This is a genomic window from Mucilaginibacter roseus (assembly GCF_021215455.1).
GTDB lineage: Bacteria > Bacteroidota > Bacteroidia > Sphingobacteriales > Sphingobacteriaceae > Mucilaginibacter > Mucilaginibacter roseus.
Window position 1 is genome coordinate 254,231 of the sequence record NZ_JAJPWV010000006.1, and the last position, 22,719, is coordinate 276,949.

Below are 22,719 nucleotides of genomic sequence, written 5' to 3' on the forward strand. Positions count from 1 at the left end.
AAAAAGCCATCATGCCCCGGCAAACCTGCACAGGTCAAAATGGCTTTTAATAATGTATCGTTTTAAGCTTAATCTTCCTTAACAATTCTTTTTGTGATAGATTTCGACCCTTGCTTTACGGTCAAATAATAAGCGCCGTTTAACGGCAGGGCGAATGCTTTGGTAAACTTGCCGTTGGGTGCTTTATCAGTCCATAACACTTTATTGTCGCTGTTTTTAAAGGTTACTTCGGCGGTTGCTTTACTATCAAGTGTGAAACTAAGAATGGTGTTGCCTGTAGAAAAGTTCGGCGTGAGGTAAATGCTTTCCAAATCAAGAATGTTTGCATCCGGTTTACCGGTTTTCGCACTTGCCGCGTTCGGGGCATCAATTACTCTGTAGCTGATATTGGTGCTTATGCCTTCATTGTCTACATTGCTGTAATTAAAGCTTTGCGTATTTCGGCGACGATAATTAACAGGTAACCTTTCCGAACTAAGCAATGTGTGTTCAGGAGAGCCGTTCATCCAATTTCCACGGTAATTAAATGCAATCGCAGGGTCGCCCAGTCTTTTAATTTTAACATCAATATTCTTGGCAAGGCTATCATTCACTAAAACACCATTATCGCTAAAAAAGCGAATGTCGCCATTATTCAGTTCATGGCGCTCTATAATGACATCCTTATCATCGCCTTTGCCTTTGCGTTTTATAATCACATGACGTTTATTATCTCCGTCAACAAAACCAAAATGTGCGCCATCAGTATCCGGCAGGTAGCTAAGTGCCTCGTCGCGGTCTTTACCTTTAAGGTCCTTAATGTTTTTGCCGTTAATGGTTGTATCGCCATCCTTAATACGCACCTCTATGCGCTTGCTTACAATTTTTTCGGGATCTTTATTTTTGTCCTGCGCAAGTACCAGCGGTGGCAGGCCAATAATGGCAACAAGGCTCAAAGCAAATATGCTCTCGAAGCCGGGGTTTGATAGCAGCTTTTTCATGATATGGGAATTAAGTATGTGTTTGGTTTTTACAAAGCTATCAATCAGTTAAATACCAAGATGTTAAATGGTTGAGTTCAATTGTTAAATATTGTTAAATGGCTTAACAAAAAAGGTAATTGCCCTACATTTGTAGCTAAGGATGAAGAAGAGGACTATAGGATTAATAATTGGCCTGATGGGTTTTGCACTGTTGGGGGTGATGGCCATGCAATTTTATTTTTTGCGGCAATCATACCTTATGCAGTCCGAACTGTTTGATCAAACCGTTAACGAGGCGCTGAATAACGTGGCAGACAAGGTGGCCAAACAGGATGCCATGAAGTTTTTGAATGCCAAGGCGAATGATAACGACCGCATTGTAAGGATAAAACAAAAACAGGTAACCATTACGCAAAGCGCTGATGCGACTCCCACTCTAAAGAAAAACAATAAAAAGCTCGATCAAAGAAAACGGGCACTACTGCGCGACAGCCTTAACCGCATGAGCCTGCGTAAAACGCAGGAAGAGCTTTTGCAGGATGTATATAACTTCAGGATACGGGTTGAGGAATATACTGATGAGTATGGCGATGTATATGGCCGTATGATACCTGAAGTGGTTCGCCGCGATCTTAAGCCCGAAAAGCGTTCAAAAAAGATCAAGATCAAGAAATATGATACCCTGCGGTACGTTTACCTCGATCCGCAGTTTGGTAAGCAAATTATTTCCGTGCCTCGTATAAATCCGCTTTGGCAGCAGGAGCAGGACCGCATCCGTAAAGAGGAGCAACTTAATAAAATTAAACGCCTGCTCGAGGTGGATTCGCTGCAAAACCTGGCCGCCACAAAAATGCCCGAGGTTAAGAGTACGGCGAAAACCACGGTGATCGAAAACCTGGCCGAAGAATATAGCAAAACAAACGAGCCGCTTACCAAGCGTGTAAGCAAATTCTGGATTGACTCGCTGCTGAGGTTTGAGCTGCATAATAAAGGTATTTACCTGCCCTTTAGCTACGAGGTGCTTACCGCTACTAATGATTCGCTGATATTTGCAAACGCTATGGATACCAACAAAGGTACCAAGCCGGTATTTGTAGCGGCGAACACCTATCAAACGCCTATTTTCAGCAACGAGATGGTGAATGATCCGGGTAAGATCAGGATTGCCTTTCCGCAAAAAAGTTCGCTTATATTGGGCAGGATGGGGGCAAGCATGGCAACAACCGCCGGTCTTTTGCTGGTACTGGTGTTTTGCTTTGGTTATACCATATTCTCTATCATCAGACAAAAGAAGATATCGGAGATGAAGATCGACTTCATCAACAACATGACGCATGAGTTTAAAACCCCTGTATCAACCATCATGATAGCCAGCGAGGCGCTGAAGGATGATGAGATGACCGGTGATAAAGCCAGGGTATCGCGCCTGGCTAACATTATTTACGAAGAAAATGTACGCCTGGGCAGCCATATTGAGCGGGTGTTGAACATTGCCCGTTTGGAGAAGGACGACTTTAAACTGGATACTAAACCGGTTGACGTGAACGAAATGGTGTGCCTGGTGCTGGACAGCATGTCGCTTAAGCTGCAAAAATGCGACGCTGAAGTAACTACCGGTCTGGAAGCTGAAAAGCCGGTGATTATAGCCGATGAGCTGCATTTTTCGAACGTGTTATATAACCTGATTGATAATGCCATTAAGTATAGTAAGGATGCGCCGGTGATCAACATCAGCACCCTGAACAAAAATGGCAGCATTGTAATTAAAGTAGCCGATAAGGGCATCGGCATGAGCCGCGATCAGCAAGCCAAAATATTCGAACAGTTTTACCGCATACCTACCGGTAACCTGCACGATGTTAAAGGCTTTGGTTTAGGCTTAAGCTACGTAAACTCCATAGTTAAAAAGCTTAACGGCACCATCAGCGTACGATCAGAAAAAGAAAAAGGCTCGGAATTTGAATTGAAATTTCCGCTGGCATAATTACCTTACCCCCACAAATGAAGAAGATACTGCTTGTTGAAGATGACCCGAACCTGGGCTTGCTGTTACAGGATTACCTGCAACTTAAGGGCAAGTTTGATGTTGTACTATGTAAAGATGGCGACGAAGGCCTCAAGGCATTTACTAAAAGCACGTATGACCTGCTGATACTTGACGTAATGATGCCTAAAAAGGACGGCTTTACGCTGGGTAAGGACATCAGGAAGATAAACCAGCACATCCCGATCATTTTTGCTACGGCAAAGGGCATGATAGAGGATAAAACGGAGGCGTTTAACCTGGGTGGCGATGATTACATAACCAAACCATTCCGCATTGAGGAATTGTTGTTACGTATAAATGCGCTTTTAAAACGATCAGAGAACAGTGAGAAAAAGACCGAAGAACAGCAGACCCAGTTCAAGATAGGCCGCTATAATTTTGATTATAAAGGGCAGATCATTGCCATTGGCGAGCAGGTGCAAAAGCTATCAACCAAAGAGGCTGAATTACTGAGGTTGCTATGCATGCGCAAAAACGAGGTGCTAACCCGCGAAGAGGCCTTGCTGAACATATGGCATGACGATAATTACTTTAACGGCCGCAGTATGGACGTGTTTTTAAGTAAAATACGCAAGTACCTGAAAGACGACCCCAATGTTGAGATTATTAACGTGCATGGCCGTGGTTATAAGCTGCTTATCAATTAAAACAATTAATAAAATTTTGTTGTTATCGTAACGTTTTTGTTATATTGCATTTACGATAAACTTGAAATTTAAAATGCCATGAAAATAGTGAGAACTTACTACGATTACTATTTTGGCAGCCTCGATAAACTGTTTGAAAAGGTTTGTGCTGCCAGGATTTACTGAAAACAAAAAGAGCTGCAATTACTTACAGCTCTTTTTTTGTTTTTATGCTTTGCGGTTGCTTATTCAACAACGCTTACTTTTAACATATTGGTTTTGCCCTGCGTTACAATTGGCACTGATGCCGTATTGATCACGATGTCGCCGGTTTGGATCAGGTTTTCTAATTTAAGGGCGTTATTTACATCGCTGATGGTTTGGTCAGTGCTGTCCAGCTTGTCATAATAAAATGCTTTAACACCCCATACAAGGCTTAGTGAGTTTAAAAGCTGCTTGTTAGATGTAAATATAAAGGTTGGCGCTTTAGGGCGGTGGCTTGATATTTCAAAGGCGGTATAACCTGAAGTAGTCATGGCTACGATACCTGCAGCATCAGTTTGCTCGGCAAGGTAAACAGCCGATCCGCAAATGGCGTTGCTTAAAAAGGTTGGGGCCTGGTTGTCAAGCTTACCTTTCTTGTTGTAGAACGGATAACCTAACTCTTCAACATTGCGGGCTATTTTGGCCATTGTTTCAATAACAATAACCGGGAATTCACCTACTGATGTTTCACCGCTAAGCATAACCGCGTCAGCACCGTCAAGTACAGAGTTAGCCACGTCGTTTACCTCGGCGCGGGTTGGGCGCGGGGTAGTGATCATTGATTCCAGCATCTGCGTAGCTACAATAACCGGTTTTGAGGCCGCACGGCATTTGCTGGCTATCATTTTTTGCAGCAATGGCACTTGCTCCATCGGCATTTCAACACCCAGGTCACCACGGGCAACCATTACACCATCGGTAACGGCAATAATCTCGTCTATATTATCAATAGCCTCAGGCTTCTCAATTTTAGCGATGATGCGCGCCGGGCTGTTGCGTGAGTTAATTACACGGCGTGCATGTACAATATCCTCAGCCTCGCGAACAAATGACAGCGCGATCCACTCGGCATCATTATCAAGCGCGAAGTGCAGGTTTGAAAGGTCTTCTTCAGTTAAGCTTGGGATAGATACTTTGGTGTTTGGCAGGTTAACACCTTTGCGTGATGTAAGTATACCACCGTGTACAACTTCGCAAATCACAGTGTCAATGCGGTTGGTTTCAAGTACGCGCAGTTGCAGTTTACCGTCGTCCAGCAAAATGATCTCATCAACCTTTACATCCTGCGGAAAGGTTTCGTAAGTGATGTAAATCTGCTCGTCGTCGCCAATACACTCATGAGTGGTCATTTTAATTTTTGAACCATTAATCAGGTGTACACCGCCATCTTTTACCAATCCTATACGAATTTTTGGCCCCTGTAAGTCGGCAAGGATGGCCACATTGGTTTTATATTGCTCGTTGATCTCGCGGATCAGGTCAATCGTTTTTTTGTGGTCTTCGGTTTTACCGTGCGAAAAGTTAAGCCGGCAAACGTTAACGCCTGCCTTTATCATTGACAACAGTACGTCCTTTTGTGCCGATGCGGGGCCCATCGTGGCAACAATCTTTGTTCGGTTGTAGTTTAATTTCATATATGGGTTGATTTATTGTATATTAATATAGGTTATGGTGTTAGTTGAACACTCAAAAAATCCGGCGCTAAAATAGTAGATTTTCACGGGATTTTAACTTTTTAGGGTCAATCTTTACGGCGGCAACTATTTCGGGGATCCTATTTAACGAGGTTATAAGCGTATCGAGGTCATCACTGTCAATATAATTTTTTATCATTATAAAATAATCGGTGCTGCGCATTTCGGGCACAAGGTAGCCGTCGGTACCTTTATTGGCTATAAAATAAAAGTCGGTTTCACTGGCTTCCCAACTATCGTTATATATAGAGAAGTAGGCGGGTTCTTTGCCAGCATTTATATCAATTTCAAGGTCGTTACCTTTAATAAAATTAAAATTAAGGTGCTTATTAATAAGGTAGCAGATGCGATAATCCTTTAACGAAGTGGTTATTGCTATCAGTACAAAATCCAGATCGATCTCAAACTTTAGTACTTTCCTGTTCAAAATCATTATTTTTGCGTTGTAAAATTAGTAATTGAAACCGTTGAGATAAAATTTTGTTACTCATAATTATGCAAAAGTTTTACATTTGATATTTAACAGAATTTATTTTTCTTTGCATCGAAAAAATTATTAATCATTAAATTATTAAGACTATGTCTGATATCGCATCAAGAGTAAAGGCTATTATTGTAGAAAAATTAGGTGTTGATGAAAGTGAAGTAACACCTGAAGCAAGCTTCACCAACGATCTTGGTGCCGACTCTTTAGATACCGTAGAACTGATCATGGAGTTTGAAAAAGAATTTAACGTAGCTATTCCTGATGATCAGGCAGAAACTATCGGCACTGTAGGTCAGGCAATTGCTTACCTTGAGAAAAACGTTAAATAAGAACTCCCAATAACACTAAATGGAGTTTAAAAGAGTAGTAGTAACGGGGCTTGGAGCACTTACTCCGATTGGTAACAATGTTGCAGAATACTGGAACGGGTTGATCAATGGGGTAAGTGGTGCTGCCTTGATAAAGGGTTTTGATGCAACGAACTTCAAAACCCAGTTTGCCTGCGAAGTAAAAGGCTTTGATGCGGATGCTTTTCTGGGCCGTAAAGACGCACGTAAACTCGATCCGTTTGTACAATACGCGTTATTTTCAACCGAAGAGGCGATTAAGGATGCTGAACTGAACTTTGAAGCGCTTGATACTAACCGTATCGGTGTTATATGGGGTTCGGGCATAGGCGGCCTTAAAACGTTTTTGGATGAGGTAACCAATTTTGCAAAAGGTGATGGTACGCCGCGTTTCAATCCGTTCTTTATTCCTAAAATGATTGCGGACATAGCGCCGGGCCATATTTCAATAAAATATGGTTTGCGCGGGCCAAATTTTTCAACCGTATCAGCTTGTGCTTCATCAAACAACTCGCTTATTGATGCCTTTAATTACATTCGCCTTGGTAAAGCCGATATGTTTATAACTGGTGGATCGGAAGCGATTATTAATGAAGCCGGTATTGGCGGTTTTAACGCCATGCATGCCCTTTCAACCCGTAATGATGATCCTGCAACCGCATCAAGGCCGTTTGATCTTGACCGCGATGGCTTTGTGGCCGGCGAGGGTGCAGGTACCATTATACTGGAAGAGCTTGAACATGCACTGGCACGCGGAGCAAAGATTTACGCCGAAATGGTTGGCGGCGGCATGAGTGCCGATGCTTACCACATGACAGCCCCACACCCTGAAGGTTTAGGTGCTGCGCGCGTAATGAAAGCCGCGCTTGAAGATGCAGGCATGACCCCTGCTGATATTGATTACGTAAACGTGCACGGTACATCAACCCCGATTGGTGACCCACAGGAAATTAAAGCGATACATGATGTGTATGGCGAAGATGTTTACCGTATCAACATCAGCTCAACCAAATCAATGACAGGGCACTTACTGGGTGCTGCCGGCGCTGTTGAGGCAATTGCTTCAATTTTGGCGCTTAAACACGGCATCATCCCGCCAACCATCAATCACTTTACTGATGATCCGGCGTTTGACCCTCGCATTAACTTTACTTTTAACACAGCTCAAAAACGCGAAGGCATGCGGGCTGTACAAAGTAATGGTTTTGGTTTTGGTGGCCACAATGCATCTGTAATATTTAAAAAGTACGAAGATTAAGTATTTTGAATGCCTATAAATCGGTTTTACAAGCTTTATCTATCGCCTAACAGAAAATACGTTAAAACATTAAAGAACTTGCTCGGCTTCGTGCCGGGCAATTTGTCTTTATACCGCATGGCATTTCGCCATAAGTCGGTAGCGCAAAACGTAAAGAACGGCGTAAAGAACAGCAACGAGCGTTTGGAGTTTCTGGGTGATGCTGTATTGGGTAGCGTTGTAGCCGAGGTGCTTTTCAAATTATACCCCTATAAGGATGAGGGTTTTTTAACCGAGCTACGTTCAAAAATTGTTAGTCGGGTAAACCTTAATCAACTTGGCCGTAAGCTGGGCTTTGAGCAACTGGTTGAGTATGATACTCGTATACTGAGCACCGGCAGGCAAGGATCATTACTTGGTGATGCCTTTGAGGCGCTTATCGGCGCTGTTTACCTGGACAAGGGTTACGAGTTCACTAAGGATTTCCTGATCAACCACATCATCAAATCGCACATTGATATCCACACGCTGGAGATGACCGAAACCAACTTTAAGAGCAAGCTTATTGAGTGGTGCCAGCGGCATGGTAAGGATATTAGTTTTGACCTCATCAGCAACCAGGAAGGAGAGAGTACTAAGCTTTTTACTGTACAAACTATTGTAGATGGCGAACCACTTGGACTGGGTAAGGAGTTCAGCAAGAAAAACGCCGAAAAGCTATCAGCTGAAAAAGCCTGCGAGGCTTTGGGTATTTAAGCTGGAGTTGATTACTCAATCACTTCTCCGCGCGGTATCAGCAGGTTTAACCAAAAATGGATTTACTTTAAGCGGATCTTTATTGCTCTTGTAATATTCGTACTGGCGTTTAACACGCTTGATGAGTTCATAATCGTTCCATACGTGTATATCTTCGTATGAGGGCATGTAGTAATTGATAAATTTTTCGGCTTCTTCATCGCCGATTTCCAGGGTGCGTTTGATAAAAGATATATTATAGCGCCGGTTTATTTCATCCTGCTCCAGCTCGGCTTTTGAAAATTTGGCAAAGCGTTTTGCCCTTCCCGGCGTCTTGCCAAAAAGTTCATACAAACCGGTTATCGGCGACACCAGAAAGAACAGCGCCGGCGGACTGCCATTGAAAAAGGAGCCCTGCCCGCGGTAGTCGCGCATTACCTCGCTCAATTCCTGTCGTTTGGTTACGCCTTTAATCCTTACCTCGTCCAGCTCATGGCTGCTCATCACTTCCATGTAAACGGCAATCTCCTTGTTATTGCCGACTACCTGGCGGTAATTTGTAAAGCCCTTCTTTTCAAATAGCAGCGTATCGCCTGGGTTAGCTTTTATGGTGAAAATGCCCAGCTCATCCGTCATCATTACGGTTTTTGTTTTCAGGTTGGTAACCAGTGCCTGTGCAATACGTACCGATGAATTGTAGCGGTACACAATGCCATTCACCGTGTTTTGCTGTGCCTTAACAACAAAGCTTAAGGCAATCAGCAATATGACGAGTAAATATTTTTTTATGCTCATTAGGTGATTTGTAGATCAACGTAAACATAACCATACTATTTTGCACCAAGATGCTAAAAAGTGTTAAAGCGGTTATTAGCAGGAAAAACCCTATCTTTGCGCATGATAAAATCCATGACAGGGTATGGAATAGCCAGTGTTGACTCGGGCGGTACCAAATATACCGTGGAGATCAAATCCCTGAACAGTAAATTCCTCGAACTTTCATTACGCCTGCCAAAAATGTTTGCTGAAAAAGAGTTTCAGCTACGTAATGATTGCAGTAAAAGCGTTGAAAGGGGCAAGGTAAATCTCAGTATAAATGTTGAACAAACCAGTTCGGCCGTAAAAGCCGCGGGTATTGATAACGACCTGCTTAAGCATTATTACCAACAGTTAAAAACCGTTAGCGCGGAGTTGGGCGAGCCATCAGGCAACCTGTTGCAGTTAGCGTTAACCTTGCCTGAAGTGGTGAAATATAACGAGGAAACCGTATCTGAAGAGGAATGGAAAACAGTTGAAAAGGCTTTTAAACAAGCCCTGGATGGTTTTCAGCAATTCCGCAAGGATGAAGGCCGTGTACTTGAACAGGATGTTAAACAACGCATCGGTACTATATTGGATAATTTGAAAGCTGTTGAAGCTGAGGATCCTAAACGTGTGCCGGTTATACGCGAGCGTTTAAACCAGTTTTTGGCTGATGCAGCAGGCGTTGAAATAATAGACCATAACCGCTTTGAGCAGGAGCTGATCTACTATATAGATAAGCTTGACATAACCGAAGAAAAAACGCGGTTAAAAAGCCATTGCGACTACTTTTTGCAAACCCTGGCTGCCGACGATGCGAGCGGTAAGAAGCTTGGCTTTATTACCCAGGAGATTGGCCGCGAAATAAATACCATTGGTTCGAAGGCCAATGACGCCAACATCCAGAAACTGGTAGTCGGCATGAAAGAAGAACTCGAAAAAATTAAAGAACAGTTGTTAAACGTATTATAGTCATTAGGTGGGTAGTCATTGGGCATTAGTCATTTTGATGGTTGATAGCTAATCACTGACTACTAACTACTGACCACTCACCACCTGATGCTGACCCATGGAAGGTAAACTTATTATATTCTCCGCGCCATCCGGAGCAGGTAAAACCACTATTGTGCATCACCTGCTTACTAAAATGCCGGAGCTTGAATTTTCAATTTCTGCCACTACCAGGCAGCCGCGCGGTACCGAAACACACGGCGAAGATTACTACTTCATCAGTAAGGAAGAGTTTTTGCACCTCATTGCCAAAAAATACTTTGTGGAGTTTGAGGAAGTTTATACCGGTACTTTTTACGGTACCCTGCGTACAGAAATTGAGCGTATATGGAGCAAGGGAAAAACGGTAATCTTTGATATTGACGTAGAGGGTGGCCTGCACCTGAAACGTAAATATGGTGAGCAGGCTTTAGCCATATTCGTACAGCCGCCATCAATGGAAGTGCTGAAACAGCGCTTAAGCGGCCGTGGTACCGATAGCCAGGAGAAACTTAACGAGCGTTTTGCCAAAGCTGAAAAGGAACTTGGGTACGCGCCTAAGTTTGATGTTATCCTGAAAAATTACGATCTTGATGTGGCATGCGCAGAGGCTGAAGAACTGGTAAGAAATTTTATTAACCCCTAACCCCTAAAGGGGAATAATAGCTGGGGCCTAACTATCACTGCAAACTGAATACAGATGAAAATAGGCTTATTATTCGGTTCATTTAACCCTATACATATAGGGCACTTAATTATAGCCAACTACATGGCTAACCATACCAAACTTGATAAAGTATGGCTGGTGGTGTCGCCGCAAAACCCGCTTAAAAAGTACGGCGATCTCATCAATATGTACGATAGGTTGGAAATGGCCAAATTGGCTACTGACAATTCTACATCAATAGAAGTAAACGATGTGGAGCTGCGTCTGCCGCAACCATCTTATACCATTGATACGCTCACGCACCTGAAAGAGAAATATCCGCAGCATGAGTTCGCGCTTATAATGGGGTCAGATAACCTGATCTCGCTGCCTAAGTGGAAAAACTACAAACTCATTTTGCGCGATTACCAGATATTTGTTTACCCGCGCCCGGGTTACGAGAATGCCGAACTGGCATCGCACCCATCCGTAACCATTACCATGACGCCGTTGATGGAACTGTCTGCAACCTTCATCCGAAAATCCATCGCCGAGAAAAAAAACGTGCAGTATTTTGTGCCTGATGCCGTGCTGGAGTTTATCCGCAATAAAAACTTGTATAGTTAAAAGCTGTATATTTATATAAAATGTATTGCGATGGTAATCACCAAAGATAAATTACAGCAAATTGTAGATCACATGCCCGATCATGTTGAAGTTGAGGAGGTGTTTGATCGTATCATTCTTTCGGCAAAGCTTGAACAAGCCGAAAAAGAGATAGAGAACGGCGAGGGTACTGATTGGGAAGATTTGAAGAAAGAAATGGATAAATGGTGAAAATCATTTTCTCTAAAACTGCCAGAACCGACCTTAAAGCCATTGTTGATTATATAAAGCGTGATTCAGTAAAATATGCAGCGCTTGAAAAACGCAAAATAATTACTGCTATTGATAGATTAATGCATCAGCCGGAAACAGGCAGCGTACTATACTCCATCAATGTTTGATATCGCAAATTAGTGTTCGGCAATTATCTGGTATCTATCAGATCATCTCTGCTGAAAAAATAAACATTCTCACTATCCATCACTACGCACGCTCTTTTACCAATAACCCCGTTTTTAAGGATGACGATTAAATGGTAACTTTGCCATTGTGAGCGAGAAAACCATTTTGAAACTACAACTGCCTACCGACCCTAATTGGGTTAAAAACGTTGTGGAAAGTAATATTGAAGAGATACTGACCGACCATGCTTTTTGCGAACAAAAGGCGGCCAGCAATGCTATCACACTTATCGTACAAAACCCCAACCTGTCTGACCTGGTGCAGGAAATGGCGGCACTGGTTCAGGAAGAAATGGACCATTTTAAGCGCGTGCATGATATTATACTGGAGCGAGGCTATGTGCTTGGGCGCGAACGTAAGGATAATTACGTAAACGAACTGGTAAAATTCATGAAGAAAGGCGGTAACCGTAACGAGCAATTGATAGACCGTTTGCTTTTTGCCGCCATGATAGAAGCCCGTAGCTGCGAGCGTTTTAAGGTGCTGTCCGAAAATATAAATGATAAGCAGCTTTCTGAATTTTATCATGAACTGATGGTCAGCGAGGCTACGCATTACGCCACCTTTATCCGCCTGGCGCGCAAATATACCGAAGGCATTGATGTAGATAAACGCTGGAAGGAGTTTTTAGATTATGAAGCCCAGGTGATTCAGAATTACGGCAAAAGGGAAACTATACACGGCTAATTCGTCTGTACAAAGCGGGCAGTTATCGACACAATGTTAAACTGTAGTTATTAATGCTTTGCTTTGAATATGCTTCGTTTTAAATCATCAGTAATTATAACCCATATAGCGGGCTGGCTGTTATTTATGGCCTTCCCGCTAATTTTTTTAAATAACCATGGGCAAAGCAGTACTAATTTTGCGCTGCTTACCACGCCCCAGTACTGGCTCTTTTGCGGAACGTTCATCGCACTGTTTTATATTAACGCCTATTGGCTGTTAACTAAATTCTTTTTACGTAAGCGTTATTTTGATTATGGCATTGCCTTTATAATTCTACTTAACGGTGTTTATTTTTTACAACCTTTCGACAGGTTGCTGCGCCGATCAGAACAGGAGTACAATAAGCTACAATTTGGGCAGGATAGCAAAGATAACGGTATAAACGACCAATTTGCGCCGCCACCGGGTGGTATGCCTACGCCTGATAGTTCAATTGCGCCTCCGCCAAATGGCCTACCCGTTCAAAGGGACAGTAATTTGGGGCCAGCTCCAACTAACGGTAATATGCCGCCACAGTGGCAGGGTAATGGCCCCGAACCGTTTAAGGATAGGAAACCGCCCCGACGGCACATCGACAGCAATAGCTTATTCATTTTTTTGATGATAATGGCACTGAGCACAGCCATGCGTATTATACAACAATGGTTGCTTACCGAACAACGTGCTGCACGAGCTGAAGCTGATAAAGCCAGTGCCGAGCTTTCGTTTTTGAAAGCGCAAATCAACCCGCACTTTTTGTTTAATACGCTTAATAATATTTATACGCTGGCAATTATGAATAGTGAGCATACGGCGCAAAGTATCATGAAGCTATCAAATATAATGCGCTATGTTACCGACGATGTAACGGCCGATTTTGTGCCCCTACAAAACGAGATAGATTGTATTGCCGACTATATTGAGTTGCAAAAGCTGCGTACAGGCAGCAACACTACAGTGAATTTTATTGTTAGTGGCGATGCGAGTAGCAAAAAGATTACGCCGCTGGTTATGATGACCTTTGTAGAGAACGTGTTTAAATACGGCGTAAGTAAAAATGTGGCTTCTGTTATTGATATACGCGTTGAGGCAAATGCTATGTCGATCAGTTTTTATTGCCGCAACCGTATTTTCGGTGAAGGTGTAAAAGAGCAGCGCAAGGGTGTTGGCATTGCAAATACACGCCAGCGGCTGGAACATTTATATCCGGGCAAGCACTTGCTCACCATAAATGATCATGATGAGTTTTATACAGTTAATCTCATATTAAAAAATTGATATGCTAAAATGTATCGCTATTGATGATGAACCCCTGGCGCTTACACTCATAAGCACTTATGTGGCACGCATTCCCGCATTGCAAATGCTGCAAATTTTTGAAAATGCCGTAGCAGGTGCCGAGTTTTTACGTAATAACGAGGTCGACCTTCTATTTGTCGACATTAATATGCCTGATATTACAGGTATTGATTTGGTACGTTCGCTTGCAAACAAACCTATGGTAATATTTACAACGGCTTATAAGAACTTTGCCTACGAAGGTTTTGAGTTGGAGGCAATTGATTACCTGTTGAAGCCGATAGACTTTAACCGTTTTGCCAAAGCGGTTGATAAAGCGGTAGAATATCACGGCTATAAATACAATGCAGGTACCCCGGGGCATAACCAAAGCATATATGTTTACAGCGAATACCGCATAGTGAAGATTACGGTAGGTGAGGTGGAGTATTTGGAAAGCATGGAAGACTACGTGAAGATACACCTTGCTGATGGCAAGGTTATACTTACACTTATGCCGATGAAAAAACTATTAGAGAAATTACCTGCCGGTAAGTTCCGGCGCATACACCGCAGCTATGCCGTAGCCGTTGAAAAAGTTAAATCAATACAAGGGCGTAAGGCTTTTTTAAAGGATATTTCACTACCGATAAGTGATAGCCATGCTGACTTTGTTAAGGGGTGGGCTAAATAAGCATTTAGATGTCTGCCCCCAATCAAAATAGTTTAAAAGGGGCTAATTTCAACACATTCAACAAATAATTATCCATCATATCAATATCCACCACATCGTTCATGTAACCGATGTGCATGTCAGGCCGCACAATGATGGCCTTTTTTTGTTCCTCGCGGATATTAAAAAGTTCAAAAACTTCGCTGTTATTTTTTGAGGGGGGAAGGTAGAACAGGTTGATGCTGCCGTTGTATTTCTGTGTAATCCATTTGGCGAGGGTAAAAATATCTATCTCCTTAAATTTGCCCAATACCAATAAGGTAAAACCGGGTTTGCTGCACCAGGCATGCAGGTCAGTAAGTTGCTGCGTCCGCTCGTCATATACCGTTACGTAAGGCAAACGATCGCCGGCTTTAATGGTGTCATGCTGACTTAAATGCAGGTTAATGTGGCCGTCACGGTAACTAATATCCGTTTGTGACACCACGCAGAACAATCTTTCCCTCCGCATTTGTTTTTGCCATAGCCGCTTTAAAACACGAGGTAGTATAAAACTTTTAAATATCAACGTGAACCAATTGGTTGAGGTAAGTATATTAAATACCCTGTCTGTTGTGCGGAGCAGTTGTTTGGCAACAGGCATTCGTTCAGCCTCATAGCTATCCAATATAGACGGATGCATTTGTTTATTGATAACGCCCGCCAGTTTCCAGGCGAGGTTGTAGGCGTCCTGCAAACCGGTGTTCATACCCTGCCCTCCCACCGGCGAGTGCACATGCGCGGCATCGCCAATTAAAAAATAGCGCTGCTGCCTGAATTGCGCCGCCATACGGTGATGTAATTTGTAAGTGGTAAACCAATTACAGTTTGTAACATTAATGTTTTGCTCAGTCACATTACTAAGCGCGGGCAATATATCGGGCAATTGTAAATCGTCTTTACCACTTAGCTCTTTAGTGATATCACCAATAATTCTAAAGTTACCAGCTTCGGGCAAAGGGAAAAAAGCGGATAAGCCTTTTTTTGCCAGGTAAAGTTGAATGTTATCATCAGTCACACCTTCCAGCTCAACGTCAGCCAGATAAAACCTGTTGTGATAGGTATCACCATTAAATGGTATGCCCAACTGCTTGCGCACACTACTTCCTGCACCGTCGGCACCTATCAGCCAATCGCAGGTCAACATGTGTTCCTTACCCCGCTCGTTCAGCGTTACAGTTACGGCATTATTACTTTGCGTAGCATTTATAAAAGATGTATTCCAGTAAACCGGGCAACATGCGGTGGTTAGTTCATCCAGCAATAAGCGCTCGTTCTTGCTCTGCGGATAAAATAAAACAAATGGAAAAGGTGTTTGCTTTTCACCAACTCCTTTAAATGATAGCGAGGCAAGCGTTTTTCCGTATTGATTAATGTTGATGCCTGATGCCTGCCTGCCTTCTTTAATGGCGCGATCAGCGATACCCATTTGCCGGTATATCTCCAGCGTTCTGGCTTGTACTGCTAACGCTTTGGTGTGGCGGGTGGGGCCGTTTTTGCTATCAATAATCAACGGTTGTATGCCATAACGCAACAGTTGCGCGGCCATCATTAGCCCTGACGGGCCTGCCCCAACAATTAAAACACTGGTATGCTGATGGCCCGTTATCATATCATGTTAACGGAACAGCAAAAAAATAGTTGGCTGTTTATGCAGATCGGGGGGCTGTTTTTTCCAGTCGGCCAGGGTTTTGGTGGCAATCATTTCATCCGCCGCGGTGATGTTGCAGGCAATGCAAAGTTGGGTCTTTGGGTTGCCGCTCTTCAATATTTCTTCCAGCAACTGGTTGTTTCTAAATGGCGTTTCAATAAATAATTGTGTTTGCTTGAATCTTTCGGCCTGTGCTTCCAGCTCCTTAATACGCTTGCTGCGCTGTACCTTATCTATTGGCAAATAACCATGAAAGGTAAAGCTTTGTCCGTTAAAGCCTGATGCCATCAGCGCCAGTAAAATAGAACTTGGCCCAACCAGCGGTACCACTTTAATACCTTTACGGTGGGCTTCGGCGACTATCTCTGCACCCGGATCCGCTACGCCGGGGCAGCCTGCTTCGCTCATCAGGCCAACATCGGCACCCGCTAACAAGCCTTTAAAAAAATCGTTGCCCAGCTTATCTCGGTTATGCTTGCCGTAATCATGTATAATAAGTTCGCTTTGCGGGGATTTCAACCCGGCTTCTTTCAAAAACCGGCGGGCAGTTTTTTCATTCTCCACAATGTATTCCTTTATGCTGTTGATGGTATCAACAAGGTAGGGGGTGAACGATTTTGCCGCGGCATCGTCGGCAAGAGGTACGGGTATCAGGTAAAGTGTTCCAACTGGCATATTGCAAAAGTGGCTTTTTTTATTTAATTTAAGCTTTACGAAAGGAGATTGAAGACAGATGAATTCGCTTGGCATTAACTGGTTTATTGAAGGAGCTATAGATTTTGAACATAAAAAATATATTCTGTTAGGCTACCTCAAAGAAATTAACCGTCATTTTGATAAAAGCAGGCTATACCCCAACCTGGCCGATCTGATATTTCATTACAATAATCTTTTAGAATTCAAGAATAACAAGTCGGTATTGCAGCAAGCTTTTCCGCACCGGCTCACCAAGGCTGATATTGAAGCAGTTAAGCTCACCTATAAAAAAATAGTACAGGATGATAGTTCGATGCAGGAGATAGAGCGTATTATCACTTACTCATTAAATAAAATGGATCCGGCAATTCAAACCGGAAAGGAAATATATGATTTTGTGGAAAGCCGCCTAAATATAAACCCTGTAGGCCTGGTTCCGTTGATGCCTTATCACGGATATTTCTCGTTACGCAACGGCGATCAGCGCACCAATTTTGTTTATGAATATCAACTCACCATTTTTGAAGGTAAGGACGATAAATACCGGGGCATTAATATACAGTTGATAGAAACGTATGAACAAAGCATTGTTAATACGCCCGAGGCATTTAAGCTAAGCCTGATAAAAAATCATCGGCATTTGCCTAACCCCGCGGTTTATTATGTACAGAGCGATATTTGTTTCCCGTTGGAGCAAACGTTATTGCCGGTTGCCAAACGCAGCCTGGTGAAATACATTTCACACGCCGCCTGATATAAAGTATAGTACTACCTGTTGCATTAAGTCGCCATTGCGCCGATTTGAATATTACATAGCGCCCAAGCTATCTTTATGGGAATTATCATATCCTATTGAATCAATTTGCCACTTTGTATCGTAGGTGAGCGTAAACAATAAACAGATGTACGGGCTTAGTTGATAGCTTATTATTGCTTTCCGGTAGATAATGGCTATTTGATGTATTTTCCCTTTGGATACACTTTCAAATATTGCTTCAGGCTCAAAGATGTGTAATATCAAATCACCATCCATGCCATTTATCTTAGTCAGTTCACTTGATGGTTTAAATCCCTCGAGTTCTTTATCAATCGCCTTAAAATATTCCCGCTGTGTATTCAGATAAGCCGGCGTAACTAAGCCGCTGTTATTTAATTTAGATAAATATCTTTCCACGCCGTTCCAATCAATAGATGGTCGGGTCGTACTGTCAGGCGGGCCGCCCTTAATCAGTCGAGTAGTGTCTATATCCTGATGGTTGTTTTTGTACCATTGCAAAAAGCCCTGTACAGTTAATAATATTTGTTGCCTGTTTACTTTTGGGTCAGCGTTTGGTTTTTGCGCGTAGGTATAATCGATGGTTAAGATAACGGCGATGGTGATAAAGATGAGTTGTTTCATATCCGCTGATGTCAATAAGTGTCAACCAAACGTACGGCGAATTCGGCAAGGTGGATAGCTTTTTGGCCGGATATGGGTTTTCGGTTGCCAATGATCAATGTATGATCGGCTATTTCGATCACAAAATCATCCTCACGTATATCCATCACCGCGTTACGGAAATCGCGGGTTATACCGGCAACGGCCTTAGGCAGGTCATCAGCCAGTACATAAAAGGTATTGCTGAATGCTTTGTCATCCTTGAAATCAATTTCAAGCGGAAACACCAGTTCAAACAGCTTGTCTGTAAAAGTCTCGCGCCTTATTTTAACCCGGCCGAAATTATGTTTAAGGTAGGCCAGCGCCCAGGTTTGCAATTCGCGATGCTCTGCTATTTCACCGGTAACATGCCGGGTTTTAGTGCAGGTTTCAACAAAAAGTATATAACAGCGGTCGTACCCAGTTTCGATCACGTAAGAGCTGTGCAGTTCGACAGCAAAACACTGCTTGAATACCTCAAAATTGCTCAACTGAAAATCAATATAACCGGTTGGTTCAATGGTAAACGCTGTCCTTAGCAACTGGTAAGTTTCGCTAAAGCTATCGTGGTGTGATCCGGTAATGTCGGTTGTTATATCCATTCAGTTGAACAATTTGAAGCAATTGATTATTAGCTCAATTTCTCTAAAGCCGCTTTAATTCGCGGAATAGTCAGTTTAATATCCTCATTGGTAATTGTACCTACTGATGCACGGAACCAAGCCTCATCTTCACCTGTACCAAAGGCTGAAAATGGCACTAATGCTATACCCGCGTTTTTAATCAGGTAGAAGTTTATGTCAGTAGCGGTTTCAAGCACCTTGCCATCCGGGGTAGTTTTACCCAAGTAGCCAACCTTTATAGTGAGGTAAATGGCGCCCATAGGCTCAATAGCATCAACACTAAAGCCCTCGCTTTTTAATTGCTGAAAACCTTGATATAAGCTGGTCAGGCTGGCTTGTACATTGCCTTTAATATCAGTAAGATAATTATCAACCGCAGTATTGTCGTCTAAGAAGTGGGCCATAGCCACCTGTTCAGCTTTTGGCGCCCAGGCACCCATGTGGCCAACAATGGCTTTCATGCTGTTTACAACGGCCGCCGGACCAAAGCCCCAGCCAACCCGCACACCCGTAGCAGCAAAGCATTTTGAGCCGCCGTCAACAAATATGGTATAGTCACGCAGCTCCGGTCGCAAGCTAACCGGGTTGTAGTGTTTGTGTTCGCCAAATGTGAGTTGAGAGTATATCTGATCGTACAGCAGGTACAGCGGTTTTTCGCCCTCAGTACGGCTTTTGTTTTCTTCGATTACCATATCACAAATTTCCTCAAGCGCCTCTTTGCTGAACATGGTACCGGTAGGGTTTAGCGGCGAACAAAGGGCCAGCAAGGCAGCGCCTTTTATATGCGGACGAAGCTCCTCGGCCGTAGGCATAAAGTTATTTTCGGGCAGTGTAGCCAGCATCACGCCATCGGCGGTAAGCAAATCGCAATAGTGATTGTTGTTCCATGACGGGGTAGGGAACACTACCTTTTCGCCCGGATCAACAATGGCCAGGTAAATAGAATAGATCAACGGGCGCGATCCGCCGGAAATGATGATCTCATTTGCGGCAGCATATTCCAAACTATAACGCTCGCTCAAAAATTTTGATACGCTTTGGCGCAAATCCAGCACGCCGTCAGCAGGCGGATAGTTGGTCTGATTATCGTTATAGGCCTCAACAATGCCTTGCTTCAGTTTTGCCGGTATTGGATATATGTTTGAGTCGAAATCGCCAATGGTTAGGTTGGCGATGTTTTCGCCGCGGCGTTTAAGCTCGTTTATTTCAGCAGCAATTTTAATAATCTCAGATCCGCGCAGGTTTTGCGCTAATAACGATGCACTCATGGTATAATATTTATAAACGTGGTAAATATAAAGTAAATAAAAAAGCGGCTGAGTATGAGGCAGCCGCTTTTTTTATGGTTAAGCCACTACGGGCTTTCGTAATCGTATTATCCGCACCCAGTGCATAAATTTCATAACCGGGTAAACAGGGTCAACCTCAAACCATTTGGCCCCAAAGTTGGCTTTGTTGGGATGACGGTGGTGATTGTTTTGAAATAGCTCGCCCAGCATCAAAAAGTCAAACGGAGTTGAGTTTTTTGATTTATCGCCATTATCAAAGTTTGAGTAACCGTATTTGTGGCCACACCAGTTAACTATAGCACCATGTATAGGCCCCATTAAAAAGTGGATAGGTAACAGCAAAAACATCCACCATGCGGTAGCAAAAGTGATGTAAAACCAGGTGTAAAAAGCGATGAACATCAGGCGCGAGGCATAGGTTGAACCCCACCTGTCAAGCAAAGTCCACTCCGGGCAATAGCCGTTAAAACGGTGCTCCGGTTGTTTAAGCCTCCTTACGTGTTCGCCATAGCTTTTTGAGGTGTAATACATCATCTGGAATACATCCCTGAAAAAATGCGGCGAATGCGGATCCTTTTCGGTATCGCTATAAGCATGGTGTTCGCGGTGCATCAAAGCATAAGCACGTGGGTTGAGGAACGATGAGCCCTGGCATATAAATGTCAGGAAATGGAAAATGCGCTCATTGATTTTATGCGTGCTGAACATGCGGTGTGATGCATAGCGGTGCAAATAAAATGTTTGAAAGAAAAGCGACAAGAACCAGTGCGCTAAAAAGAAAATTAATATATACACGTATAGTTATTATAAATGAACGGTTTAATATGCCGCAAAGTTACGGTTTATAAGTTTTATAATTTAAGTAATTACCATTAATATTAACATATACCAGTGTGTTTTATTGTGAGGAGGTCATACGCTTACACTCATTTTGGGCAAATTTCAATTATAACGGGATAGAATTCGTTTATAATAACGACCATTCTTATCATTAACTTTAGGAAAAACCTTAACTCATGAAGAAAATTATTATCATGCTTGCAATCGCAACCACTTTGCTATCCTGTAAAAAGGATGTTGAACAGCAACAAAGTATTTCGGCAGAAGATCAAGTTCAACAGCTTATTAAAAAGTTTCCAAATCTGACTCTTTTGCCCTTAAAATCTGGAAGCTTGAAGAAAGCTTTAAATAAAGGGCAATTACAATTGTTGGAGGACAGTTTAGCATCTTTTTCAAAAGCGCTCCTTGAATTAAAGGTTATGCCAGAGTCAAAAAAAATAAATTTCGTGAAGGAAACAAATGCCTATGGAGGCGCTTATTCCTGGACAGGAATACAAAATGTCGGTTCAGCCAGTACAGGTCTTATAAGATTAACTATTTTGCCACTTTGTATTATACCACAAATTACATTTATGGAACAGGAGTAAATAAATTTACATCAGTAAGTGACATGAAATCAATGGCTCCGACAACATCATATACGTTCGCGAACGGCTTATTTGCTCAAGACGTCTATACTTGGTCATATACAGCTGCAAGTTCAGGCAGCGGTTTTTCCGCGGATAAGTCATTCGTTAATTTAACATTTGCTGGTATGGTATCAGTTAATCATTCGTTTAAAGTAGCTGGACAAACTTATCCAGTAACTGGAACATCAGAACCTGCAACATTAAACGAGACGGTTTCCGCTTCATCGCTCCCGGGCGTCATTCCGGAATAACCCAATATGAGATGAATAAACGCAGTTATTATCTGATTGTCTTAGTGATGATCTCTGCCTGTAGTCCGTCGATCGAAAAAAAGTATCTTTTTGTGAGGCAAAATATAATCAGGATAACAAAACAGTTCGATCAACATGTTTCTCGACCAGAGCTATTAAGTATTAAAATGCCGGATTCACTAAGGGAAGCATACGATACTGTTAGCATCAAAGAGTTAAAGAAACAGTTATCGATCATCGAACGTAATCTTGCACTAATGCCTGACTCTATTACTTTTAAAAAAGAAGTCATCAGAGATGAAAAAGGTATGATCAAATCCATGTCTATGGTTCCTGATATGAATGAGGTATTCATCTATAACAAAAACAAGATAAAGTATATCCGCAAGCATCATCTCGATACTTCCAAGGTTAAGCTCATCGAAAAAAACCAGTAAAGCCTTTGATTATTATCAAAGGCTTTACTGGTTTACGCAATGCTATCACGCAGGGCCTTAATTTTATCGTGCCCCTCGTTTATTTTTTGTTGCTGTTGCAATAATGTGGTGCGTACATCTTCGGGTAAATTACTGTCAGCCAACGCATCCTGATAAGCTTTTTTGATGGCATCCTCGCCGCGTTCGCATTCCTGTAAAATACTCTTACGGTCGTGCCCGCTAAAGGTGGCCTTAACGTTAAGCCAGGTGCGGTGCAGCGTACCGGTTACACTATTGCCCGATTCGGGCGTTTCTCCATGCAGCGCAACCGCGGCCATCAGCTCCTGCGCGTTGCCGCGGCTATCATGGGCGAACAAGGTAAACAGGTTACGCAAGTCCAGATCCTCAGCACTGAGTTCGGTACTGGCGCGTTCAAAGCCGTCAATACGGTCGTTATTGATTTTTATCAGATCGTTGAGTATTTCAACTGCGTTTTCTGTAGTTGCCATTATGTTTAATTTAAA

At 42.8% G+C, this 22,719-nt stretch carries 28 protein-coding genes; 17 read left to right on the forward strand and 11 right to left on the reverse strand.

Translation table 11 applies throughout. The features are described 5' to 3' along the window. Positions 1–68: 68 nt before the first annotated feature. Complete coding sequence (locus LT679_RS17775) at positions 69–980, reverse strand: T9SS type A sorting domain-containing protein (protein WP_232179018.1); 912 nt, start codon at positions 978–980, stop codon at positions 69–71. A 142-nt stretch (positions 981–1,122) separates the two neighbouring features. Here LT679_RS17775 and LT679_RS17780 point away from each other — a divergent pair, with 142 nt between their 5' ends. Together LT679_RS17780 and LT679_RS17785 are read left to right on the forward strand one after the other, a co-directional pair. Then, on the forward strand, positions 1,123–2,946 hold the full coding sequence (locus LT679_RS17780; protein WP_232179019.1) for a sensor histidine kinase: 1,824 nt from the start codon (positions 1,123–1,125) through the stop codon (positions 2,944–2,946). 17 nt (positions 2,947–2,963) lie between these two features. Next, complete coding sequence (locus tag LT679_RS17785; protein WP_232179020.1) at positions 2,964–3,656, forward strand: response regulator transcription factor; 693 nt, start codon at positions 2,964–2,966, stop codon at positions 3,654–3,656. A 224-nt stretch (positions 3,657–3,880) separates the two neighbouring features. On the opposite strand, the gene pyk is transcribed toward LT679_RS17785, so the two are convergent. Both pyk and LT679_RS17795 read right to left on the reverse strand, forming a co-directional pair. Next, a complete protein-coding gene (pyk, locus tag LT679_RS17790; RefSeq protein WP_232179021.1) occupies positions 3,881–5,314 on the reverse strand; it encodes a pyruvate kinase in 1,434 nt (477 codons plus the stop codon). Positions 5,315–5,381: 67 nt separating this feature from the next. After that, a complete protein-coding gene (locus tag LT679_RS17795; protein ID WP_232179022.1) occupies positions 5,382–5,801 on the reverse strand; it encodes an IPExxxVDY family protein in 420 nt (139 codons plus the stop codon). Positions 5,802–5,953: 152 nt separating this feature from the next. On the opposite strand from LT679_RS17795, the gene LT679_RS17800 reads away from it, so the two are divergent. The 3 genes from LT679_RS17800 to rnc are packed head-to-tail and all read left to right on the forward strand — an operon-like array spanning position 5,954 to position 8,201. Then, positions 5,954–6,190 (forward strand): acyl carrier protein, encoded by a 237-nt coding sequence (locus LT679_RS17800; RefSeq protein WP_008508386.1) that lies wholly within the window; start codon positions 5,954–5,956, stop codon positions 6,188–6,190. Positions 6,191–6,209: 19 nt separating this feature from the next. Further along, positions 6,210–7,466 carry a beta-ketoacyl-ACP synthase II gene (gene fabF, locus LT679_RS17805; RefSeq protein ID WP_232179023.1) on the forward strand — a complete coding sequence of 419 codons (1,257 nt, stop codon included), beginning with the start codon at positions 6,210–6,212 and terminating at the stop codon, positions 7,464–7,466. A gap of 9 nt (positions 7,467–7,475) precedes the next feature. Next, a complete protein-coding gene (gene rnc / locus LT679_RS17810; protein WP_232179024.1) occupies positions 7,476–8,201 on the forward strand; it encodes a ribonuclease III in 726 nt (241 codons plus the stop codon). Positions 8,202–8,216: 15 nt separating this feature from the next. Here the strand turns inward: rnc and LT679_RS17815 are convergent, their stop codons facing one another. Next, positions 8,217–8,975, reverse strand: coding sequence for a hypothetical protein (locus LT679_RS17815; protein ID WP_232179025.1), 759 nt, complete (start codon positions 8,973–8,975; stop codon positions 8,217–8,219). Positions 8,976–9,077: 102 nt separating this feature from the next. Here LT679_RS17815 and LT679_RS17820 point away from each other — a divergent pair, with 102 nt between their 5' ends. The 8 genes from LT679_RS17820 (at position 9,078) to LT679_RS17855 (ending at position 14,365) form a co-directional block, all read left to right on the forward strand. Beyond that, positions 9,078–9,953, forward strand: a complete 876-nt coding sequence (locus LT679_RS17820; protein WP_232179026.1) for a YicC/YloC family endoribonuclease — start codon at positions 9,078–9,080, stop codon at positions 9,951–9,953. Between the two features lie 97 nt (positions 9,954–10,050). Continuing rightward, positions 10,051–10,617: a guanylate kinase gene (gene gmk, locus LT679_RS17825; protein ID WP_232179027.1), complete on the forward strand. Its 567-nt coding sequence runs from the start codon at positions 10,051–10,053 to the stop codon at positions 10,615–10,617. Between the two features lie 54 nt (positions 10,618–10,671). Beyond that, the gene (gene nadD, locus LT679_RS17830) at positions 10,672–11,244 is read left to right on the forward strand and encodes a nicotinate (nicotinamide) nucleotide adenylyltransferase (protein ID WP_232179029.1); all 573 of its coding nucleotides are present in this window, start codon (positions 10,672–10,674) and stop codon (positions 11,242–11,244) included. Positions 11,245–11,274: 30 nt separating this feature from the next. Beyond that, positions 11,275–11,454: a hypothetical protein gene (locus LT679_RS17835; protein WP_232179030.1), complete on the forward strand. Its 180-nt coding sequence runs from the start codon at positions 11,275–11,277 to the stop codon at positions 11,452–11,454. After that, positions 11,448–11,624, forward strand: coding sequence for a type II toxin-antitoxin system RelE/ParE family toxin (locus LT679_RS17840; RefSeq protein ID WP_232179031.1), 177 nt, complete (start codon positions 11,448–11,450; stop codon positions 11,622–11,624). Before LT679_RS17835 ends, LT679_RS17840 begins: the two co-directional genes overlap by 7 nt. A gap of 148 nt (positions 11,625–11,772) precedes the next feature. Continuing rightward, positions 11,773–12,372: a tRNA-(ms[2]io[6]A)-hydroxylase gene (miaE, locus tag LT679_RS17845; RefSeq protein ID WP_232179032.1), complete on the forward strand. Its 600-nt coding sequence runs from the start codon at positions 11,773–11,775 to the stop codon at positions 12,370–12,372. Positions 12,373–12,441: 69 nt separating this feature from the next. Further along, positions 12,442–13,671 carry a histidine kinase gene (locus tag LT679_RS17850; RefSeq protein WP_232179034.1) on the forward strand — a complete coding sequence of 410 codons (1,230 nt, stop codon included), beginning with the start codon at positions 12,442–12,444 and terminating at the stop codon, positions 13,669–13,671. A 1-nt stretch (position 13,672) separates the two neighbouring features. Further along, positions 13,673–14,365 (forward strand): LytR/AlgR family response regulator transcription factor, encoded by a 693-nt coding sequence (locus LT679_RS17855; protein WP_232179035.1) that lies wholly within the window; start codon positions 13,673–13,675, stop codon positions 14,363–14,365. Between the two features lie 22 nt (positions 14,366–14,387). Here the strand turns inward: LT679_RS17855 and LT679_RS17860 are convergent, their stop codons facing one another. Continuing rightward, on the reverse strand, positions 14,388–15,995 hold the full coding sequence (locus tag LT679_RS17860; RefSeq protein WP_232179036.1) for an FAD-dependent oxidoreductase: 1,608 nt from the start codon (positions 15,993–15,995) through the stop codon (positions 14,388–14,390). Positions 15,996–16,001: 6 nt separating this feature from the next. After that, positions 16,002–16,709: an SAM-dependent methyltransferase gene (locus LT679_RS17865; RefSeq protein ID WP_232179037.1), complete on the reverse strand. Its 708-nt coding sequence runs from the start codon at positions 16,707–16,709 to the stop codon at positions 16,002–16,004. A gap of 58 nt (positions 16,710–16,767) precedes the next feature. On the opposite strand from LT679_RS17865, the gene LT679_RS17870 reads away from it, so the two are divergent. Continuing rightward, positions 16,768–17,484 carry a hypothetical protein gene (locus LT679_RS17870; protein ID WP_232179039.1) on the forward strand — a complete coding sequence of 239 codons (717 nt, stop codon included), beginning with the start codon at positions 16,768–16,770 and terminating at the stop codon, positions 17,482–17,484. 54 nt (positions 17,485–17,538) lie between these two features. Here LT679_RS17870 and LT679_RS17875 read toward each other — a convergent pair whose 3' ends face one another. The 4 genes from LT679_RS17875 to LT679_RS17890 all read right to left on the reverse strand — a co-directional run bounded on the left by LT679_RS17875 (position 17,539) and on the right by LT679_RS17890 (position 20,854). Then, positions 17,539–18,129 (reverse strand): hypothetical protein, encoded by a 591-nt coding sequence (locus LT679_RS17875; RefSeq protein ID WP_232179040.1) that lies wholly within the window; start codon positions 18,127–18,129, stop codon positions 17,539–17,541. 11 nt (positions 18,130–18,140) lie between these two features. After that, entirely contained in the window at positions 18,141–18,749 is a 609-nt protein-coding gene (locus LT679_RS17880; RefSeq protein WP_232179041.1) for a hypothetical protein, read from the reverse strand. A gap of 29 nt (positions 18,750–18,778) precedes the next feature. Continuing rightward, complete coding sequence (locus LT679_RS17885; RefSeq protein ID WP_232179042.1) at positions 18,779–20,038, reverse strand: pyridoxal phosphate-dependent aminotransferase; 1,260 nt, start codon at positions 20,036–20,038, stop codon at positions 18,779–18,781. A 78-nt stretch (positions 20,039–20,116) separates the two neighbouring features. Beyond that, on the reverse strand, positions 20,117–20,854 hold the full coding sequence (locus LT679_RS17890) for an acyl-CoA desaturase (protein ID WP_232179043.1): 738 nt from the start codon (positions 20,852–20,854) through the stop codon (positions 20,117–20,119). Between the two features lie 221 nt (positions 20,855–21,075). On the opposite strand from LT679_RS17890, the gene LT679_RS17895 reads away from it, so the two are divergent. The 3 genes from LT679_RS17895 to LT679_RS17905 all read left to right on the forward strand — a co-directional run bounded on the left by LT679_RS17895 (position 21,076) and on the right by LT679_RS17905 (position 22,216). Beyond that, the gene (locus LT679_RS17895) at positions 21,076–21,486 is read left to right on the forward strand and encodes a hypothetical protein (protein WP_232179044.1); all 411 of its coding nucleotides are present in this window, start codon (positions 21,076–21,078) and stop codon (positions 21,484–21,486) included. A 23-nt stretch (positions 21,487–21,509) separates the two neighbouring features. Then, the gene (locus LT679_RS17900) at positions 21,510–21,779 is read left to right on the forward strand and encodes a hypothetical protein (RefSeq protein ID WP_232179045.1); all 270 of its coding nucleotides are present in this window, start codon (positions 21,510–21,512) and stop codon (positions 21,777–21,779) included. 257 nt (positions 21,780–22,036) lie between these two features. Next, positions 22,037–22,216 carry a hypothetical protein gene (locus LT679_RS17905; RefSeq protein WP_232179046.1) on the forward strand — a complete coding sequence of 60 codons (180 nt, stop codon included), beginning with the start codon at positions 22,037–22,039 and terminating at the stop codon, positions 22,214–22,216. 32 nt (positions 22,217–22,248) lie between these two features. On the opposite strand, the gene LT679_RS17910 is transcribed toward LT679_RS17905, so the two are convergent. Continuing rightward, positions 22,249–22,704 carry a PA2169 family four-helix-bundle protein gene (locus tag LT679_RS17910; RefSeq protein WP_232179047.1) on the reverse strand — a complete coding sequence of 152 codons (456 nt, stop codon included), beginning with the start codon at positions 22,702–22,704 and terminating at the stop codon, positions 22,249–22,251. Positions 22,705–22,719 lie beyond the last annotated feature (15 nt).

What these genes read in the sequence shown, in the direction of transcription:
- LT679_RS17840 (WP_232179031.1), top strand. Translation starts at nt 11,448, where the DNA reads ATGGTGAAAATCATTTTCTCTAAAACTGCCAGAACCGACCTTAAAGCC.
- LT679_RS17870 (WP_232179039.1), top strand. Translation starts at nt 16,768, where the DNA reads ATGAATTCGCTTGGCATTAACTGGTTTATTGAAGGAGCTATAGATTTT.
- pyk (WP_232179021.1), bottom strand. Translation starts at nt 5,314, where the DNA reads ATGAAATTAAACTACAACCGAACAAAGATTGTTGCCACGATGGGCCCC.
- LT679_RS17885 (WP_232179042.1), bottom strand. Translation starts at nt 20,038, where the DNA reads ATGAGTGCATCGTTATTAGCGCAAAACCTGCGCGGATCTGAGATTATT.
- LT679_RS17895 (WP_232179044.1), top strand. Translation starts at nt 21,076, where the DNA reads ATGAAGAAAATTATTATCATGCTTGCAATCGCAACCACTTTGCTATCC.
- gmk (WP_232179027.1), top strand. Translation starts at nt 10,051, where the DNA reads ATGGAAGGTAAACTTATTATATTCTCCGCGCCATCCGGAGCAGGTAAA.
- LT679_RS17780 (WP_232179019.1), top strand. Translation starts at nt 1,123, where the DNA reads ATGAAGAAGAGGACTATAGGATTAATAATTGGCCTGATGGGTTTTGCA.
- LT679_RS17875 (WP_232179040.1), bottom strand. Translation starts at nt 18,129, where the DNA reads ATGAAACAACTCATCTTTATCACCATCGCCGTTATCTTAACCATCGAT.
- LT679_RS17775 (WP_232179018.1), bottom strand. Translation starts at nt 980, where the DNA reads ATGAAAAAGCTGCTATCAAACCCCGGCTTCGAGAGCATATTTGCTTTG.
- LT679_RS17910 (WP_232179047.1), bottom strand. Translation starts at nt 22,704, where the DNA reads ATGGCAACTACAGAAAACGCAGTTGAAATACTCAACGATCTGATAAAA.
- LT679_RS17850 (WP_232179034.1), top strand. Translation starts at nt 12,442, where the DNA reads ATGCTTCGTTTTAAATCATCAGTAATTATAACCCATATAGCGGGCTGG.
- LT679_RS17905 (WP_232179046.1), top strand. Translation starts at nt 22,037, where the DNA reads ATGCCTGACTCTATTACTTTTAAAAAAGAAGTCATCAGAGATGAAAAA.
- LT679_RS17835 (WP_232179030.1), top strand. Translation starts at nt 11,275, where the DNA reads ATGGTAATCACCAAAGATAAATTACAGCAAATTGTAGATCACATGCCC.
- rnc (WP_232179024.1), top strand. Translation starts at nt 7,476, where the DNA reads ATGCCTATAAATCGGTTTTACAAGCTTTATCTATCGCCTAACAGAAAA.
- LT679_RS17900 (WP_232179045.1), top strand. Translation starts at nt 21,510, where the DNA reads ATGAAATCAATGGCTCCGACAACATCATATACGTTCGCGAACGGCTTA.
- fabF (WP_232179023.1), top strand. Translation starts at nt 6,210, where the DNA reads ATGGAGTTTAAAAGAGTAGTAGTAACGGGGCTTGGAGCACTTACTCCG.
- LT679_RS17860 (WP_232179036.1), bottom strand. Translation starts at nt 15,995, where the DNA reads ATGATAACGGGCCATCAGCATACCAGTGTTTTAATTGTTGGGGCAGGC.
- nadD (WP_232179029.1), top strand. Translation starts at nt 10,672, where the DNA reads ATGAAAATAGGCTTATTATTCGGTTCATTTAACCCTATACATATAGGG.
- LT679_RS17865 (WP_232179037.1), bottom strand. Translation starts at nt 16,709, where the DNA reads ATGCCAGTTGGAACACTTTACCTGATACCCGTACCTCTTGCCGACGAT.
- LT679_RS17855 (WP_232179035.1), top strand. Translation starts at nt 13,673, where the DNA reads ATGCTAAAATGTATCGCTATTGATGATGAACCCCTGGCGCTTACACTC.
- LT679_RS17820 (WP_232179026.1), top strand. Translation starts at nt 9,078, where the DNA reads ATGATAAAATCCATGACAGGGTATGGAATAGCCAGTGTTGACTCGGGC.
- LT679_RS17785 (WP_232179020.1), top strand. Translation starts at nt 2,964, where the DNA reads ATGAAGAAGATACTGCTTGTTGAAGATGACCCGAACCTGGGCTTGCTG.
- LT679_RS17880 (WP_232179041.1), bottom strand. Translation starts at nt 18,749, where the DNA reads ATGGATATAACAACCGACATTACCGGATCACACCACGATAGCTTTAGC.
- LT679_RS17815 (WP_232179025.1), bottom strand. Translation starts at nt 8,975, where the DNA reads ATGAGCATAAAAAAATATTTACTCGTCATATTGCTGATTGCCTTAAGC.
- LT679_RS17800 (WP_008508386.1), top strand. Translation starts at nt 5,954, where the DNA reads ATGTCTGATATCGCATCAAGAGTAAAGGCTATTATTGTAGAAAAATTA.